10 protein-coding genes and 1 pseudogene are annotated in these 15,450 nt (G+C 68.7%); 4 read left to right on the top strand and 7 right to left on the bottom strand.

Annotation, left to right across the window (positions count from 1 at the left end):
- Nucleotides 1–46: 46 nt before the first annotated feature.
- From MRS60_RS21075 to MRS60_RS21065, 3 genes and pseudogenes are all read right to left on the bottom strand, one after another.
- Nucleotides 47–292, bottom strand: a pseudogene (locus MRS60_RS21075) (hypothetical protein); the annotation flags it as partial.
- Nucleotides 293–474: 182 nt separating this feature from the next.
- A complete protein-coding gene (locus tag MRS60_RS21070) occupies nt 475–2,034 on the bottom strand; it encodes a DHA2 family efflux MFS transporter permease subunit (protein ID WP_243566600.1) in 1,560 nt (519 codons plus the stop codon).
- 375 nt (nt 2,035–2,409) lie between these two features.
- Nucleotides 2,410–3,312: a LysR family transcriptional regulator gene (locus MRS60_RS21065; protein WP_034180270.1), complete on the bottom strand. Its 903-nt coding sequence runs from the start codon at nt 3,310–3,312 to the stop codon at nt 2,410–2,412.
- 146 nt (nt 3,313–3,458) lie between these two features.
- Between MRS60_RS21065 and MRS60_RS21060 the strand changes: the two genes are divergently transcribed.
- Nucleotides 3,459–5,507, top strand: coding sequence for an FUSC family protein (locus MRS60_RS21060; RefSeq protein WP_243566599.1), 2,049 nt, complete (start codon nt 3,459–3,461; stop codon nt 5,505–5,507).
- 22 nt (nt 5,508–5,529) lie between these two features.
- On the opposite strand, the gene MRS60_RS21055 is transcribed toward MRS60_RS21060, so the two are convergent.
- Together MRS60_RS21055 and MRS60_RS21050 are read right to left on the bottom strand one after the other, a co-directional pair.
- A complete protein-coding gene (locus MRS60_RS21055) occupies nt 5,530–6,450 on the bottom strand; it encodes a bestrophin family protein (protein WP_034180268.1) in 921 nt (306 codons plus the stop codon).
- 12 nt (nt 6,451–6,462) lie between these two features.
- Nucleotides 6,463–8,787, bottom strand: coding sequence for an FdhF/YdeP family oxidoreductase (locus MRS60_RS21050; RefSeq protein WP_243566598.1), 2,325 nt, complete (start codon nt 8,785–8,787; stop codon nt 6,463–6,465).
- Between the two features lie 155 nt (nt 8,788–8,942).
- On the opposite strand from MRS60_RS21050, the gene MRS60_RS21045 reads away from it, so the two are divergent.
- Nucleotides 8,943–10,364 carry a PLP-dependent aminotransferase family protein gene (locus MRS60_RS21045; protein ID WP_243566597.1) on the top strand — a complete coding sequence of 474 codons (1,422 nt, stop codon included), beginning with the start codon at nt 8,943–8,945 and terminating at the stop codon, nt 10,362–10,364.
- Nucleotides 10,365–10,419: 55 nt separating this feature from the next.
- On the opposite strand, the gene MRS60_RS21040 is transcribed toward MRS60_RS21045, so the two are convergent.
- Nucleotides 10,420–11,661, bottom strand: coding sequence for a mechanosensitive ion channel family protein (locus MRS60_RS21040; RefSeq protein WP_034180265.1), 1,242 nt, complete (start codon nt 11,659–11,661; stop codon nt 10,420–10,422).
- A gap of 480 nt (nt 11,662–12,141) precedes the next feature.
- On the opposite strand from MRS60_RS21040, the gene MRS60_RS21035 reads away from it, so the two are divergent.
- Complete coding sequence (locus tag MRS60_RS21035) at nt 12,142–13,860, top strand: SulP family inorganic anion transporter (RefSeq protein WP_243566596.1); 1,719 nt, start codon at nt 12,142–12,144, stop codon at nt 13,858–13,860.
- Nucleotides 13,861–13,872: 12 nt separating this feature from the next.
- Here MRS60_RS21035 and MRS60_RS21030 read toward each other — a convergent pair whose 3' ends face one another.
- A complete protein-coding gene (locus MRS60_RS21030; RefSeq protein ID WP_200882395.1) occupies nt 13,873–14,739 on the bottom strand; it encodes a LysR family transcriptional regulator in 867 nt (288 codons plus the stop codon).
- 51 nt (nt 14,740–14,790) lie between these two features.
- Here MRS60_RS21030 and MRS60_RS21025 point away from each other — a divergent pair, with 51 nt between their 5' ends.
- Nucleotides 14,791–15,444, top strand: a complete 654-nt coding sequence (locus MRS60_RS21025; protein ID WP_081938404.1) for a LysE family translocator — start codon at nt 14,791–14,793, stop codon at nt 15,442–15,444.
- Nucleotides 15,445–15,450 lie beyond the last annotated feature (6 nt).

The raw sequence follows: 15,450 nt of genomic DNA, 5'->3' as shown, positions 1-15,450 counted from the left end.
CAGCGGGCGTTTCAGGCGATGGCGCTTGGGCGCTTGTTGTGGTCGCTTACTGGCCGATCTTGTTGCTGACCGCATTTTCCTGCCGGTTCAGCACGCGCTGTTCGCTCTTCGTAATGTGGCCGTGATCCTGCGCGGCCATGTCCCGCTCTTCCCGGCGGATCTTGCGGTCGTCACGGTGCAGGCGCGCGGCCTGTGCGTGCGACATCTCGCCTTCCTTCACTTCGTGATGGATGCGGCGATTCTGGTTTGCGAGACGCCGGTTGACCTCTTCGCGGCGCGGATGCGCGTGCTGGCACGGCGTGGCGCCGATCGCGAAGGGCTCGCACGGTGTTTTCTCCTGTCGTTGCGCGTCCGAATCGTGGGCGCTTGATGAGAAAACGCGGAGCGGGCACCGGTTGTTGACGTGTCGGCCTGTATCGATTGCAAGTCTTTATTACGTCTGCGGTTTGCGGCGCGGGGCCCGGCCGCCGCGAATCAATGCGCGCCGGCCGCCGCCGCATCGGCATCGCCGCCGCCCGAGCGCGACGGTTTCGTGATCCAGATCAGCGGAATGATCGCGATGAAGATGATCGCCGACACGTAGAAGATGTCGTTCAACCCCATCACGGCTGCCTGCGAATCGACCGATGCGTTGAAGAACGCGAGTGCGGAATCGGGGCTCAGGTGCAGCAGCGAGCGCGTCGCGCCGACCTGCTGCGCGAAGATCGGGTTGGTGACGCTCGCCTGTTCGGTGAGCCGCACATGATGCAGGATCGTGCGGTCGTTCCACGCATTGCCGATCAGCGACGTGCCCACCGCGCCGCAGAACGTGCGGCCGAAATTCGACAGGCCGGCCGCGGCCGGGATCTTTTCCGGCGGCAGCCCGGACAGGATGATCGACGTCAGCGGCACGAAGAACATCGCCATCGGAATGCCTTGCAGCAGCGTCGGCAGCACGAGGTCCCAGTGGGAGACATCGGTGTAGAACGTGGTGCGCATCATGAAGACGACCGCGAAGCCGATGAACGCGAGCGTCGCGATGTAGCGCGGATCGGTGCGCGGCAGCAGGCGCCCCATGACCGGCGTGAGCAGGATCGCGAAGATCCCGAGCGGCGCGGTGGCGAGCCCCGAATCGACCGCGCGGTAGCCGAGATAGCCCTGCATCCACTGCGGCAGCAGCACCAGCGTGCCGAAGAACATCCCGTAGGCCACCGAGATCGCGATCGTGCCGCCCGCGAAATTGCGCTGCGTGAAGAGCCGCAGGTCGACGATCGGATTCTTCTCGGTCAGCTCCCACACGAGGAAGAACGCGAAGCCGATCAGCGCGACGATGCCCAGTGCGACGACGACGGGCGAGTTGAACCAGTCGAGGTCCTTGCCCTTGTCGAGCATGATCTGCAGCGACGCGACCCACAGCACGAGCAGCAGCAGGCCGACCGTGTCGATCGGCATGCGGCGCGTGGCCGATTCCCGATCGCGGAACACGATCCACGTGACGGCCGCCGCGAAGAAGCCGACCGGGATGTTGATGTAGAAGATCCACGACCAGTTGTAGTCGTACGTGATCCAGCCGCCGAGCGACGGCCCCGCGATCGGGCCGACGAGCGCCGTCATCGACCACAGTGCGAGCGCGCTCGACGATTTCTGCCGCGGCCACGCGCCGAGCAGCAGCGCCTGCGACAGCGGCGCGAGCGGCCCCGCGACCGCGCCCTGCAAAATCCGCGCGGCGAGCAGCGTCGGCAGGTTCGGTGCGATCCCGCACAGCCACGACGCGAACACGAACAGCAGGATCGACGTGATGAACAGGCGCACCTGGCCGAAGCGCTGCGTGAGCCAGCCCGTCAGCGGAATCGACACCGCGTTCGCGGCCGCGAAGATCGTGATCACCCACGTGCCTTCGTCGACCGACACGCCGAGATCGCCGGAAATCGTCGGAATCGCGACGTTCGCGATCGACGAGTCGAGCACGTTCATGAACATGGCGAGCGATACCGCGATCGTGCCGATCGCGAGCCGGCCGCCCGACAACGGGCCCGGGGAGGACGGAGATGACATGGTGTTCCTGCGTGATGGAGGGGCGCCTGGCGCGGCGCGCACGCCGACCGTTGCGCACGCGCGTGCGGCGCCTGCGCGGGACGAGCCGCGAAATGGACGAACGGGACGAACGGAACCGATACGCACCGCGCGCGGTTCAAGCGTTCAAACGGATCGACGAAGCCGTGGCGGGCTCCGGGAGGCGGGATATAGCCGGTCAGGAAGGCGCGACGCGCGTGACGCGTCGGCGGGCAGTTGGCACGTGGCTGCCGTAGCGGCTGTGGTCGTTTTTCATCGGCACAGGCTAACGATGCGTCGAACGACGATCAACGCTCGCGCGCTCATTAAATCCTTTCGTGTGCCGCAATAATCCGAATGTGACACATCGATTGCCGGTCAAGGCACGGTCCGCCACGCGGTGAAGACTTCCGTCAGGAACTCGACGAACGCGCGCACCTTGCTGTCGAGCGTCGCGCGCCGCGGGTAGAGCACGTGAAGCTCGATGTCGTCGGTGCGGTGCCAGTCGGGCAGCACGATTTCGAGTTCGTTCTTCGCGAGCCGCCGCGCGGTGTAATGCGTGGAGATCAGCGCGATGCCGCCGCCGCTCGCGGCCTGGCGCAGCACCGTGACCGATTCGTTCGAGATCAGCACGGGCCGCACCGGCACGTCGGCCACGTCGCCGGCCGCGTTGGTGAGCCGCAGCGTCAGGCCAGGCGTGTCGCGGCCGACGAACAGGATGTCGTGTTCGACGAGATCCTGCGGCGTTTGCGGTCGGCCGGCGCGATCGAGATAGGCGGGGCTTGCGGCGAGCTTCGCATGTGACCAGCCGAGCGAGCGCGCGATATAGCCGGAATCGTTCAGCACGCCCGCGCGCAGCGCGACGTCGAAGCCGTGTTCGACGAGGTCGAGCGCGCTGTTGTCGTAGATCAGCACGAGCTGGACCAGCGGGTAACGCCGGTGAAACTCGGCGAGCGCCGGCTCCAGCTCGAACAGGCCGATCGAGTAGGGCACCAGCACGCGCAGCGTCCCTTCGGGCTCCGTGCGCAGCGCGCGGGCCTGGCGGTCCGCATCGAGCAGGATGTCCTCGGCGCGCAGGCAACGCTCGTAGTAGTCGCGCCCGGCTTCGGTGACGGACACGCGGCGCGTGGTGCGGTACAGCAGCTGGACGCCGAGATCGTCCTCGAGCTGCCTGACCTTGCGGCTCACGCGGCTGAGCGGCATGTCGAGTTGCGTGGCGGCGGCGGTGAAGTTGCCGCGTTCCACCACGCGCAAGAATATCCGGATGCTCTCGAAGTCCATACGGCTCGTTTCAGTGTTCGGTCAGTGGGCATCTTACCGTCGCGCGCCGGATCGCTTCGTGTCGCGCCGATTATCCTGCGCGGCGCAATAACGCATCCTGTCGGCGCCCCGTAGTGGCGGGCTGCGCGCGACCGTATGCTCGCCGAATGAAATTCGCTTTCCCCAGCCTGCCGCCGCTCGCGGCCGTCCGGGCCGCGCTGCGCGACGCGCGTCCGACGCTGCCGCCCGGTGCCGTCGCGTTCGCGCTGCGCAATACGGCCGCGTCGTTGCTCGCGCTCTACATTGCATTCCGGATGAACCTCGACGACCCGAAATGGGCCGCGTCGACCGTGTGGATCGTCGCGCAGGGCAGCCGCGGGATGGGGCTGTCGAAGAGTCAGTACCGGATTCTCGGCACCGCGATCGGCGCGGCCGTCGCGCTCGCGCTGACCGGCGCATTTGCGCAGACGCCCGAGTTGTTCCTGACGGCGCTCGCCGCGTGGATCGGCCTGTGCGCGGGCGTCGCGACGTTCCAAAGGAATTTCCGTGCGTATGCGGCGGTGCTCGCGGGTTACACGGCCGCGATCATCGCGATGGACGCGGCGTCCGCGCCGCTGCATGCGTTCGACATCGCGATCGCGCGTTTCCTGTACGTGGTGATCGGCATCCTGTGCGGCGCGGCGTTCGAAACGATCTTCGCGCCGGGCGCGCCGCTGACGGACGTGCGCACGCGGCTCGCGCGCTATCTCGATCGCGCGGTTGCCGTCGGCGCGGGCGCGCTGCGCCGCGAGCCGAACGGCGCAGCGGTACACCGGCTGTTCGCGGACGCGCTCGAACTCGATACGGCGGCCGAATACGCGGCCGCCGGCGCACCGCCGGTGCGCAACGCGATCGGCCATCTGCGTGCCGCGGCGCTGGGTGTGCTGACCGCGCAGGCGGCGGGGCAGGCGATTCGCGAACATGGCGCGCGCGGCGGCGATGCGCCGGACCCGCTGGTGGACGATGCGGCACGCTTGCTCGACGGCGTCGCCGCATCGCGCGAGCCGGGCGCGTCAGGCGACCTGGGGCGCGAGATGGCGGCGTTGCGCTCGCGCGTGAACGACGCGCTGCGCTCGGAGGCCGCCGGGTCGGCCGGCCCCGACACGTCGCGCTTGCTGATGCTCGACCGGCTGGCGGCGCTGCTCGCGGGCTTCGACCACGCGTTCGCGAGCCAGGCGCGGCTCGATCGGTCGGAGCCGCCGCCGACGCGCGTGCGCTATGCGTTCCATCACGATGCGGTGCTCGCCTGGCACAACGGCATCCGCGCGTTCGTCGCGGTGCTGGCCGCGTCGGCGCTCTGGATCGTCACCGCGTGGCCGTCGGGCGCCGGTTTCGTCGCGATCACGGCGGTGGTCGGCGCATTGTTCTCGACCCGCCCGAACTCGGTGCGTGCAGTCGTCGGCTTCCTGAAGGGCTCGGCGTGCGCGGCCGTCGCGGGCGTCGTCTGCAATTTCATCCTGCTGCCCGCGGTGTCGGGCTTCGAGATGCTGGCCTACATCCTCGGCGTGTTCCTGATCGGCACCGGCATCGCGATGCGTCATCCGCGCACGGCCGCGATGGGCAGCGCGTTTTCGATCTTCTTCTGGAATTTCACGTCGCCGGACAATACGGCGCGCATCGGCGACGCCGCGTTCCTGAATGACGCCGTCTCGACGCTGCTCGGGATCGCGTTCGGCGCGCTGGTGTTCGCGCTCGTGTTTCCGGGCGATCCCGGCACCAGCCGGCGGCGCCTGCATCGCGCGGTGCGCCGCGATCTGGCCGCCATTGCGCGCGACCCGAGTGCGTGGTCCGCGAGCACGTGGTTGAGCCGCACGGCCGACCGTCTCGCGCGCGAACTCGGGTTCGCGGGCAGCCTGCCGCAGACGCTGATCGAGCGCGACATGCGCGACCTGCTGGCGATCTGGGGAATCGGCGACAGCCTGCTGTCGCTCGCCGAACTGGCGGCGCGCGAGCCGGCCGTGCGCCGTGCGGCGACCGTGGTGCGTGGACGGGTCGCGCGCTGGGAATTCGCGCAGCTCGACCGGACCTGCGACGCGGCGGCCCGTGTGCTGCGGCGGCGCGTGGCCGCTCGCGGCGGTGACGATACGTACGCGTTGCTGCGCGGCATCGTGTTGCTGCGGCGCATTGCCGATGCAGCTGCCGCGCACGGCGGCTTCCTGCGCGCGCGCCACGGCTGAGCGGCGCGGCGCGGGCGGTGGGTCAGGTGAGCCGATAGGACCGGCCGGGCGTCACTTCCGCCGGCAGCGGCTCGCGGTTCAGCTCGAGCAGCGTACGTTCGATCTGCCGCGTGATCGCATCGAGTGCGAGATGGTTCGGCCCGTCGCCGAACGGCTCGGCGATCGCATGCGCGATCGCATCGAGCGCGATCAGCGTATACGCGACGAACACGGTGACGAACGGCGTCGCCGCGCCGATCGAGTCGACCAGGCCGAACGGCAGCAGCACGCAGTACGCATAGATGGTCCGGTGCAGCAGCACGTCGTACGAAAACGGGATCGGCGTCGACGCGATGCGCTCGCAGCCGCTCACCATCGCGACGAGCTCGTCGAGGCGCGCGTCGAGCATCCACAGGCGCGTGTCGGCGAGGCGGCCCGCATCGGCGCGCGCGGCGAACGCTTCGCGCAGCCCGTGCACGATCGCGATCGGGCGGAACCGCGCGGCGGCGACGTGCGCATAGGTGCCGCTGTCGAGCAGCGCGCGCAGGTCCGCGGCCGGATCGGTGCCGCGCAGTTGATGCTTGAGCGCATAGACGAACGCGACGACCGTCCGCACGAACGCGCGCCGCGCATCGTCATCCTTATCGACCGCGCCGTAGCAGAGCGCCTGCGACACCAGCGTGCGCGTGGCGGTCAGCACGCCGCCCCACAGTTGCCGCGCCTCGCGGTAGCGGTCGTAGCTTGCGTTGTTGCGAAAGCCCGCGAAGATGGCCAGCGTCAGGCCGATCAGCGTGAACGGCGTCGGGTTCAGCGGCACTTTCTCGCCGAGCACGCGGCCGCCGCCCCACACCGCGACGAGGCTGATCGCGAGCGTCAGCACGAGCTGCGGCAGGATGGTCGGCAGCACCGAGCCGTTCCAGACGAGCAGCATCCGCAGCCAGTGCTCGCGCGGACGAACGATCATCGTCGGGCTCCGTCAGGCGGCGGTCGATGCCGGCGCGGCCGCGCGATGCAGCAGCACGGGCACCGACTTCGACGTCGGCGTGTTGCACACGTCGCCGACGCTGTCGAGCGGCACGAGCGGGTTGGTTTCCGGGTAGTACGCGCCGATGCAGCCGCGCGGGATGTCGTACTCGACGAGCAGGAAGCCGTCCGCGCGCCGCTCGATGCCGTCGTGCCACACGGTTTCCATGTCGACCCATTCGCCGGCCTTCAGGCCGAGCATCGCGAGATCGTCGCGGTTGGCGAACACCACGCGGCGCTGGCCGAACACGCCGCGATAGCGGTCGTCGAGCCCGTAGACGGTCGTGTTGTACTGGTCGTGCGAGCGCGTCGTCATCAGCGTCATCAGGCGTTCGCCGTGCAGCGCGCGGGCGCGCTGGATCGGCGTGTCGGTCGGCAGCGCGTGCGCGATGAAGTTCGCCTTGGCCGTCGGCGTGAGCCATTCGCGGTCGCGCGATGCGACGCGCAGGTGGAAGCCGCCCGGCCGCGCGATGCGCGTGTTGTAGTCGTAGAAGTCGTCGAGCGTTGCCTCGATCGCGTCGCGGATCTTCGCGTAATCGTCCTTGTACGCGAGCCAGTCGATCTTGCCGCTGCCGAACAGCGCGTGGCCCATATGCGCGACGATCGCGGGCTCCGACATCAGGTTCGGCGACGCCGGCTTGTTCATCCCGTACGACACGTGGACCATGCTCATCGAATCCTCGACCGTCACGCCTTGCGCGACGTTGTCCTGCAGGTCGATCTCGGTGCGGCCGAGCGTCGGCAGGATCAGCGCGTCGCGGCCGTGGATCAGGTGGCTGCGGTTCAGTTTCGTCGTGATGTGCACCGACAGGTCGCAGCGGCGCATGCCTTCCCACGTGCGCGGCGTGTCGGGCGTCGCCATCGCGAAGTTGCCGCCGAGGCCGATCAGCACCTTCACGCGGCCTTCGAGCATCCCCTCGATCGTCTCGACGACGTCGTAGCCGTGGTGGCGCGGCGGTTCGAAATCGAACACGTGGCCGAGCCGGTCGAGGAACGCCTGTGACGGCTTTTCCTCGATGCCGACCGTGCGGTTGCCCTGCACGTTCGAGTGGCCGCGCACCGGGCACAGGCCGGCGCCGGGGCGGCCGATGTTGCCGCGCATCAGCATCAGGTTCGTCAGCATCTGCACGGTCGCGACCGAATGCTTGTGCTGCGTGATGCCCATGCCCCACGTCGCGATCACGCGCTCGCTGCGCGCATAGAGCTGTGCAAGGCCGTCGATCTGCTCGTACGGCACGCCGCTTTCAGCCGTCAGCGCGGACCAGCTTTCGTTGCGCAGATCGTCGGCGAACGCGTCGAAGCCGGCCGTGTGCTCGCCGATGAACGCGGTGTCGAGCACGCGCGGCACACCGGTGGCGCGCGCGGCGTCGTCGAGTTCGAGCACGCGTTTCGCCATCCCCTTGATCAGCGCGAAATCGCCGCCGATCGTCGGCTGGACGAACGTCGATGCGATCTTTGTGCCCGACATCGTCAGCATCTCGAGCGGGCTTTGCGGATCGGCGAAACGTTCGAGGCCGCGTTCCTTCAACGGATTGATCGACACGATCGTCGCGCCGCGCTTCGCGCACTCGCGCAGTTCGCCCATCATCCGCGGATGGTTGGTCGCAGGGTTCTGGCCGAAGATCAGCAGCGTGTCCGCGTGCTCGAAATCGTCGAGCGTGACGGTGCCCTTGCCGACGCCGACCGACGCGGGCAGCCCGCGGCTCGTCGCCTCGTGGCACATGTTCGAGCAGTCGGGGAAGTTGTTCGTGCCGTACCGCCGCACGAGCAGCTGGTACAGGAACGCCGCTTCGTTGCTCGCGCGGCCGGACGTGTAGAACGCGGCCTGGTTCGGGTCGGGCAGTGCGCGCAGGTGGCGCGCGATCAGTGCGAACGCGTCGTCCCACGCGATCGGCACGTAGCGGTCGGTCTGCGCGTCGTACGCCATCGGGTCGGTGAGCCGGCCGTGCTGTTCGAGTTCGAAATCCGACTGTTCGAGCAGCTCGGTGACGGTATGCGCGGCGAAGAATTCGGGCGTCACGCGCTTGCTCGTCGCTTCGGCGGCCACCGCCTTCACGCCGTTCTCGCAGAATTCGAACGTCGATGCGTGCTGGCGGTCGGGCCACGCGCAGCCGGGGCAGTCGAAGCCGTCCGGCTGGTTCTGGCGCAGCAGCGTGCGGTAGTTGCCGCCGGCGACCTTTTCCTTGATCAGGTTGATCGTGACGGCTTTCAGCGCGCCCCAGCCGGCGGCCGGGTGGGTGTACGGTTCGATGCGCGCGGTGGCGGATTTCTTTTTCATGGTGCAGCAGGTGTCGGGGTCGATGGGTGCAGAGTACGCGCGGCACCCGTGCGGCTGTGTGTACACCTGTTCACTTCAAAAAAGAGTACAGTTTCGGCCATTCAGGCAGTGCGGATCGCAACTGTGTTGTTGAAGGGAAGTTGAAAGGGAGGCGCGTGAAGCGTTACGAACAACTGGCCGACGATCTCCAGGCGCAGATCGAACGCGGCGTGTACCGGCCCGGCGAGCGGATTCCGTCGGTCCGGCAGGCGAGCCGGCAGCAGCAGCTCAGCGTCACGACCGTGCTGCGCGCGTACCTCGTGCTGGAAAGCCGCGGCCTGATCGAAAGCCGGCCGCAGTCGGGCTATTTCGTGCGGGCGCGCGCGGCAGCGCCGGCCGAGGCCGAGCTGCACATGTCCGCGCCGGCGGCCGAGCCGTCGGCGGTGGACGTGAGCCGGCTCGTGCTGTCGACGCTGCGCTCGATCGCGCGCGACGATGCGGTGCCGCTCGGTTCGCCGTATCCCGATGCATCGCAGTTCCCGGTGCAGCGCCTCGCGCGCTATGCGCAGGCGATCGGGCGCCGCCGCACGCGCTGGGGCGTGATCGACGACCTGCCGCCCGGCAACCAGGAACTGATCCGCCAGATCGCGCGGCGTTACGCGGAGCGCGGAATCGCGGTCGAGCCGGGCGAGATCGTGATGACGATCGGCGCGACCGAGGCGATCAACCTGTGCCTGCAGGCCGTCGCGAAGCCGGGCGACACGATCGCCGTCGAGTCGCCGACGTTCTACGCGATGCTGCACGCGATCGAGCGGATGGGCATGCGTGCGCTCGAAGTCGCGACGCATCCGGTCGACGGCATCGATCTCGACGCGCTCGAACGGATCCTCGAGCGCGAGCGCATCGCCGCGTGCATGGTGATGTCGAATTTCCAGAATCCGCTCGGCTTCCAGATGCCCGACGCGCGCAAGCGCGCGCTCGTCGAGCTGCTGGCGAAGCACGGCGTGCCGGCGATCGAGAACGACGTCTATCACGAGCTGCACTTCGGCGACACGACGCCGAGCGCACTGAAATCGTTCGACCGCGACGGGCTCGTGCTGCATTGCGCGTCGTTCACGAAAAGCCTGTCGCCGCGCTACCGGATCGGCTGGGCGATGCCGGGCCGCTACCGCGACCAGGTCGAGAAGCTGAAATTCCTGAACACGCTCGCGACGCCCGCGATCGAGCAACTGGCGATCGCCGAGTACCTGAAACATGACGGCTACGATTTCCACCTGCGGCGCATGCGCAAGCAGTACGCGCAGCAGGCGAGCCTGATGAGCGCGATGGTGCGGCGGTTCTTTCCGGAAGGCACGCGGCTGTCGCAGCCGCAGGGCGGGTATGTGCTGTGGGTCGAGCTGCCGCCGCAGGTCGATGCGATGAAGCTCTACACGCTCGCGCTCGCGCAGCGGATCACCGTTGGGCCCGGGCACATGTTTTCTGCGGGCACCGATTACCGGCATTTCATCCGGCTCAACTACAGCTATCCGTGGTCGCGGCAGATCGAGGAAGCGCTGAAGGTGCTGGGGCGGCTCGCATCGGAGTGCGCGGCGAGGTGAACGGCGCAATGCCGGGTGGCAGGCGGCGGCCGGTGGCCGGCCGCCGTGGCATGCGTCAACCCGCGTGCGGCGCTTGCAGCCCGGCTTGCACGGCGCCGGCCATCTGCCGCATGTCGAAGCCCGACGGGTGCTGGTACACGCGCAGCCCGAACTCCGGCAGCACCGCGATCAGGTGATCGAACAGGTCGGACTGGATGGTCTCGTAGTCGACCCACGACGTCGTATCGGTGAAGCAGTACAGTTCGAGCGGAATGCCTTCGGCCGTGAGCGGCAACTGCCGCGCCATGCACGTCATGTCGCGGCGGATCCGCGGATGGCCCTTCAGGTAGTTCGCGACATACGCGCGGAACGTGCCGAGATTCGTCAGCTGGCGGCGGTTTGCCGGGCAATCGCCCGCCGCGCCGAGCGTACCGTTCCATTGCTCGATCGCGTCGACCTTGTCCTCGAGATAGTCCTTCAGCAGCGTCAGGCGTTCGAGCCGCTCGATCTCGTCGCTGGAGAGAAAGCGCACGCTCGTCGCGTCGACGAACAGCGCGCGCTTGATGCGGCGGCCGCCCGCCTCGGTCATCCCGCGCCAGTTCTGGTAGCTCTCGGTGATCAGTTTCCACGTCGGCACCGTGATGATCGTGTGATCGAAGTTCGCGACCTTCACGGTGTTCAGCGTGATGTCGATGACCGTGCCGTCCGCGCCGGCCGACGGCATCGTGATCCAGTCGCCGATCCGCAGCATGTCGTTCGACGACAGCTGCACGCCCGCGACGAGGCCGAGCAGCGTGTCCTTGAAGATCAGCATCAGCACGGCGGACATCGCGCCGATGCCGGACAGCAGCAGGCCGATCTGCTTGCCGGTCGCATCGCCGATCACGACCAGCGCGGCCGTGATGAACATCACGAGCTTGACGAGCTGCATCGCGCCTTTCAGCGACAGGCGCGGCTGGTCGCGATGGTGCGTGCGGTGCGTGTGTTCGAGCGCGGACAGCGTCGCGCTGATGGTCATCGTCACGAGGAACACGATCAGCGCGAACAGCACCTTGTCGGCGACCTGCACGGCCGTGTCGGGAATGCCGGGCACCGCGCCGAGGCCTAGCTTGATCACGACGAACGGGACGATGCGGTTCAGCCACCTGAACGCGCCGAACTCGAACAGCGCGTCGTCGACGCGCGTGGCCGACAGCCGCGCGAGCCGCGCGACCACGCGAAACAGCAGGAAATGGACGGCCGCGGTGATTGCGCCGGCGGCGGCGAGCAGGACGAGGAGGCCGACGAGCGGCGCAAACCAGGATTCGTTCAGGGTCATAGGGGCAGACAGGGGCCTTCTTGTGCGTTGAATCGGCGCCGCGACGCGGCGCGCGCCCGGTGAAGGGCACATGAAAGGGACCGTGATTGTGCCATCGGGTTCCGGGCGCATGAGTCTGACGCGCGTCGCGCGGCTCCCGAACCCTCTCACCATTGCGCAGGTATCCTCTGTAATCGGGTGAGGGTGAAAGGCGAATCCGCATCACCGCAAGCCGGTGTGCGCACCGGTTACCGGATGCGTCGCGCGTATGCCCGCAGTCGACTCGAAGCCTTTGCGGCGGGCCCTCGCGGGTGACAGCGCCGGACCGGCGATCCATGCAATCATGCGGGCATTGCATGCGCTGCCGTTGCGTCGCTCGCCGACGGTGAGCGATACGCGGCAGCTTCGCGCACTTGCCATGCGATGCCTGCCCGAGGCACGATGCGCGAACGACTTCGCGAACCGCGTCACCCCGTTACTTCGTCATCACGCATTTCACGCATGCAAGATTCCAGCGAAAACCCTCCGTCACGCGTGCGGTTGCTGAAAGGCATCCTGCCGATCCGCCGCGCGGGGGCCATCCGCGATGTATTCGCGGGCATTTCGCTCGCGTCGATGGACATCCCGCAGGTGCTCGGTTACGCGCGCATCGCCGGCATGCCTGCCGTCACGGGCCTTTACACGGTGTTCCTGCCGCTCATCGCGTTCGCGTGCTTCGGTGCGTCGCGCCATCTGGTGGTCGCCGCCGATTCCGCGACCGCGACGATCTTCGCGAGCCGGCTTGCGAAGATGGCGCCGGCCGGCAGCGCCGACTATGCGGCGCTGGCCGGCATGGTCGCGCTGCTGACCGCCGCGATGCTGCTGCTCGCGCGCGTCTTCAAGCTCGGCTTTCTCGCCGATTTCCTGTCGCGCACGGTGCTGGTCGGCTTTCTCGCCGGCGTGGGCGTGCAGGTGTCGATCGCGATGCTCGGCGACATGCTCGGCCTGGCCGTGCCGTACCCGGCATCGCGCAGCCTCGCGCAACTCGCCTATGTCGTCACGCATCTCGTCCACGCGAACCGGCCGACCTTCGCGCTCGCGGCACTCGTGGTCGTCGCGATTCTCGTGTGCAAGCGGTTCGTGCCGCGCGTGCCGATGCCGATGATCGCGGTCGCGGGCAGCATCGCCGCGAGCCATGCGTTCGGCTTCGCCGCGCACGGCATCGCGGTGCTCGGGCCCGTCGCGGGCGGGCTGCCGCCGCTGCGCTGGCCGTCCGTCACGTGGCAGCAGTTCCTCGATCTCGTGCCGGTCGCCGCGTCGTGCTTCGTGATGATCATCGCGCAGAGCGCGGCCGCCGCGCGCGTGTTCGCGCAGCAGTACGGCGAGGACGTCGACACCAACGCCGACATCCTCGGGCTCGCGGCCGCGAATGCGGCCGCCGCGGTCGGCGGCGCGTTCGTCGTCAACGGCAGCCCGACACAGACGGCGATGGCCGATGGCGCGGGCGTGCGCAGCCAGATCGGGCACCTTGCGTTCGCCGCCGTCGTGGTCGTCGTGCTGCTGTTCCTCGGCACGACCCTGCAGTATCTGCCGCATGCGGTGCTGGCCGGCATCGTGTTTACGATCGCGCTCGGGCTGATCAACGTGCGCAGCCTCGCGGCGATCCGCAACGAAAGCCCCGGCGAATTCACGCTCGCGCTGGTGACGGCCGTGGCCGTCGTGACGGTCGGCGTCGAGCAGGGCATCCTGCTGGCCGTCGCGTTGTCGCTGATGCGGCACGTGCGCCACAGCTACCAGCCGCACACGATGGTGCTCGAGCCGGTCGAAGGCAACGGACGGTGGCAGCCGGTGCCGACGCGGCCCGGCGCGATGACGGCGCCGGGGCTGATCGTCTACCGGTTCGGTTCCGGCCTGTTCTTCGCGAACGACCATCTGTTCGCTGCCGAAGTGACCGAACTCGTCGATGCGGCGCCGGTGCCGCCGCGCTGGTTCGTCGTCGATGCGGGCGCGATCACCGATCTCGACTATTCGGCCGCGCGGACCGTGACCGATCTCGTCAAGACGCTGCACGCGCGCGGAATCGGCGTGCTGTTCGGGCGCGTCAGCCGCTATCTGCGCGCGGACATGGATCGTCACCGGATCACCGAGGTCGTCGGCGCGTCGTGCATCTTCGCGACGCTGCATCAGGCGCTGGAGGCGGCGGGCACGACACCGTCGCCGCAGGAGCCGGGCACCGTGTAGCGTGAACCGGCGCTAGGCGGCCGTGCGGAAGCGCGCGAAGCCGTTGCGCAGGTGGCGGGCCAGTTCCGTCGCGGCCGGCGTGCGCTGGCCGCGCGGCAGATGAAGGTTGATCGCGAAATTCGGCAGCGCGGGCAGGCCGCTGCCGGCGGGCAGGATGTCGAGGTCGGCCGGCACGGTGGACGCGAGCCACACGGTCACCGCGAGATCGGAGCGCACGGTCGCGGCCGTCGCGTCGAAGCTGCCGTTCTCGAACACGGTGCGCCATGCGCGATCGCTGCCGCGCAGCGCGTCGAGCACGGTCGGGCGGAACGCGCAGGCCGGCGCGACCATCGACACCGGCAGCGGCATGTTCCGATGCGCGGTGCCGCCTTTCGCGCCGACCCAGACCAGCCGGTCGACCGCGATGCATTCGCCGCGCGACGGCCCGACCGGCGCCTCGATCAGCGCGACGTCGAGATCGCCCTGCGTGAGCCCCCGGCGCAGTTCCGGCGATGCCGCGCACACGAGCGAGAGCGCGACCTGCGGATGCGCTTGCGCATAGCCTTTCAGGATCGGCGCGAGACAGGTGCCGACGAGATCCTGCGGTGCGCCGACGCGAACGGCGCCTTCGACCGCGCCGGCCGTCAGGTCGGTCAGCAGCGCATCGTGCACGGCGAGCAGCCGGCGCGCCTGTTCGAGCAGCCGCTCGCCGGCCGCGGTGAGCAGCAGGTTGCGATGCTCGCGGACGAACAGCGGGCCGGACAGCGTTTCGAGCCGCGCGACCTGCTGGCTGACCGCGCCTTGCGTCAGGTGCAGCGCGCGGCTGGCCGCCGTCATGCTGCGATGATCGGCGACCGTGACGAAGGCGCGCAGCAGCGCGATGTCGAGATTGCGTGCCATGCGTCGGATTATGAACGCTAATGGCAGGCATAAAAAGCTTTCGCTGTCGTAATGGAAAGATCGCGGGTAAAACGGGGGCTTCGACGACGACAACCGGGAGCCTCCGTGCTGCTTCGCGACTACCTGCCGCTGATGCTGTTCGTGATCGTGTCCACCGTGACGCCGGGCGGCGCGACGACGCTCGCAACCGCATCGGGCGCCCATTTCGGCTATCGGCGGTCGCTGCCGCTGATGGCCGGCATCGCGGCCGGCCTGGCGTCGATGGCGGCCGCGGCCGCGGCCGGGCTCGGCAGCGTATTGCTTGCGCTGCCCGCGTTGCAACTCGCGATGAAGGCGGCCGGCTCGTTGTATCTCGTGTGGCTGGCCGTGCGCATCGGGCGCGGCGGCAAGCCGCGGCTCGATGCCGCCGTGCACCGGCCGCAAGGGTTCGTCAGCGGCGTCTGGATGCTCTGGCACAACCCGAAAGGCTGGGCGATGACGCTCGGCGCGGCCGCGTCGTTCGCCGCGCTCGCGTCCGGGCCGGCGCGGCTCGGCGTATTGCTCGGGCTGGCGTTCGGCTTGGCCGCGATGGCGTCGCTGTCGCTGTGGTGTTTCGCCGGGCTGCTGTTCGCGCGCGTGTTGCGCACGGAGCGGCAGTGGCGCTGCCTGAATGTCGGGTTGGGCGTGCTGCTCGTGGTGTCGATCGTGCCGATGTGGCTGCCGTAGCCGGGA

It is taken from the genome of Burkholderia pyrrocinia, assembly GCF_022809715.1.
Classification (GTDB): Bacteria; Pseudomonadota; Gammaproteobacteria; order Burkholderiales; family Burkholderiaceae; genus Burkholderia; species Burkholderia pyrrocinia_C.
This window is presented reverse-complemented; position numbering and strand designations above follow the sequence as displayed.

Bases quoted from the DNA above. Each gene is read 5' to 3' on its own strand.
- MRS60_RS21035 (WP_243566596.1), top strand. From the start codon at position 12,142: ATGCAAGATTCCAGCGAAAACCCTCCGTCACGCGTGCGGTTGCTGAAA.
- MRS60_RS21060 (WP_243566599.1), top strand. From the start codon at position 3,459: ATGAAATTCGCTTTCCCCAGCCTGCCGCCGCTCGCGGCCGTCCGGGCC.
- MRS60_RS21055 (WP_034180268.1), bottom strand. From the start codon at position 6,450: ATGATCGTTCGTCCGCGCGAGCACTGGCTGCGGATGCTGCTCGTCTGG.
- MRS60_RS21050 (WP_243566598.1), bottom strand. From the start codon at position 8,787: ATGAAAAAGAAATCCGCCACCGCGCGCATCGAACCGTACACCCACCCG.
- MRS60_RS21065 (WP_034180270.1), bottom strand. From the start codon at position 3,312: ATGGACTTCGAGAGCATCCGGATATTCTTGCGCGTGGTGGAACGCGGC.
- MRS60_RS21025 (WP_081938404.1), top strand. From the start codon at position 14,791: ATGGAAAGATCGCGGGTAAAACGGGGGCTTCGACGACGACAACCGGGA.
- MRS60_RS21040 (WP_034180265.1), bottom strand. From the start codon at position 11,661: ATGACCCTGAACGAATCCTGGTTTGCGCCGCTCGTCGGCCTCCTCGTC.
- MRS60_RS21070 (WP_243566600.1), bottom strand. From the start codon at position 2,034: ATGTCATCTCCGTCCTCCCCGGGCCCGTTGTCGGGCGGCCGGCTCGCG.
- MRS60_RS21030 (WP_200882395.1), bottom strand. From the start codon at position 14,739: ATGGCACGCAATCTCGACATCGCGCTGCTGCGCGCCTTCGTCACGGTC.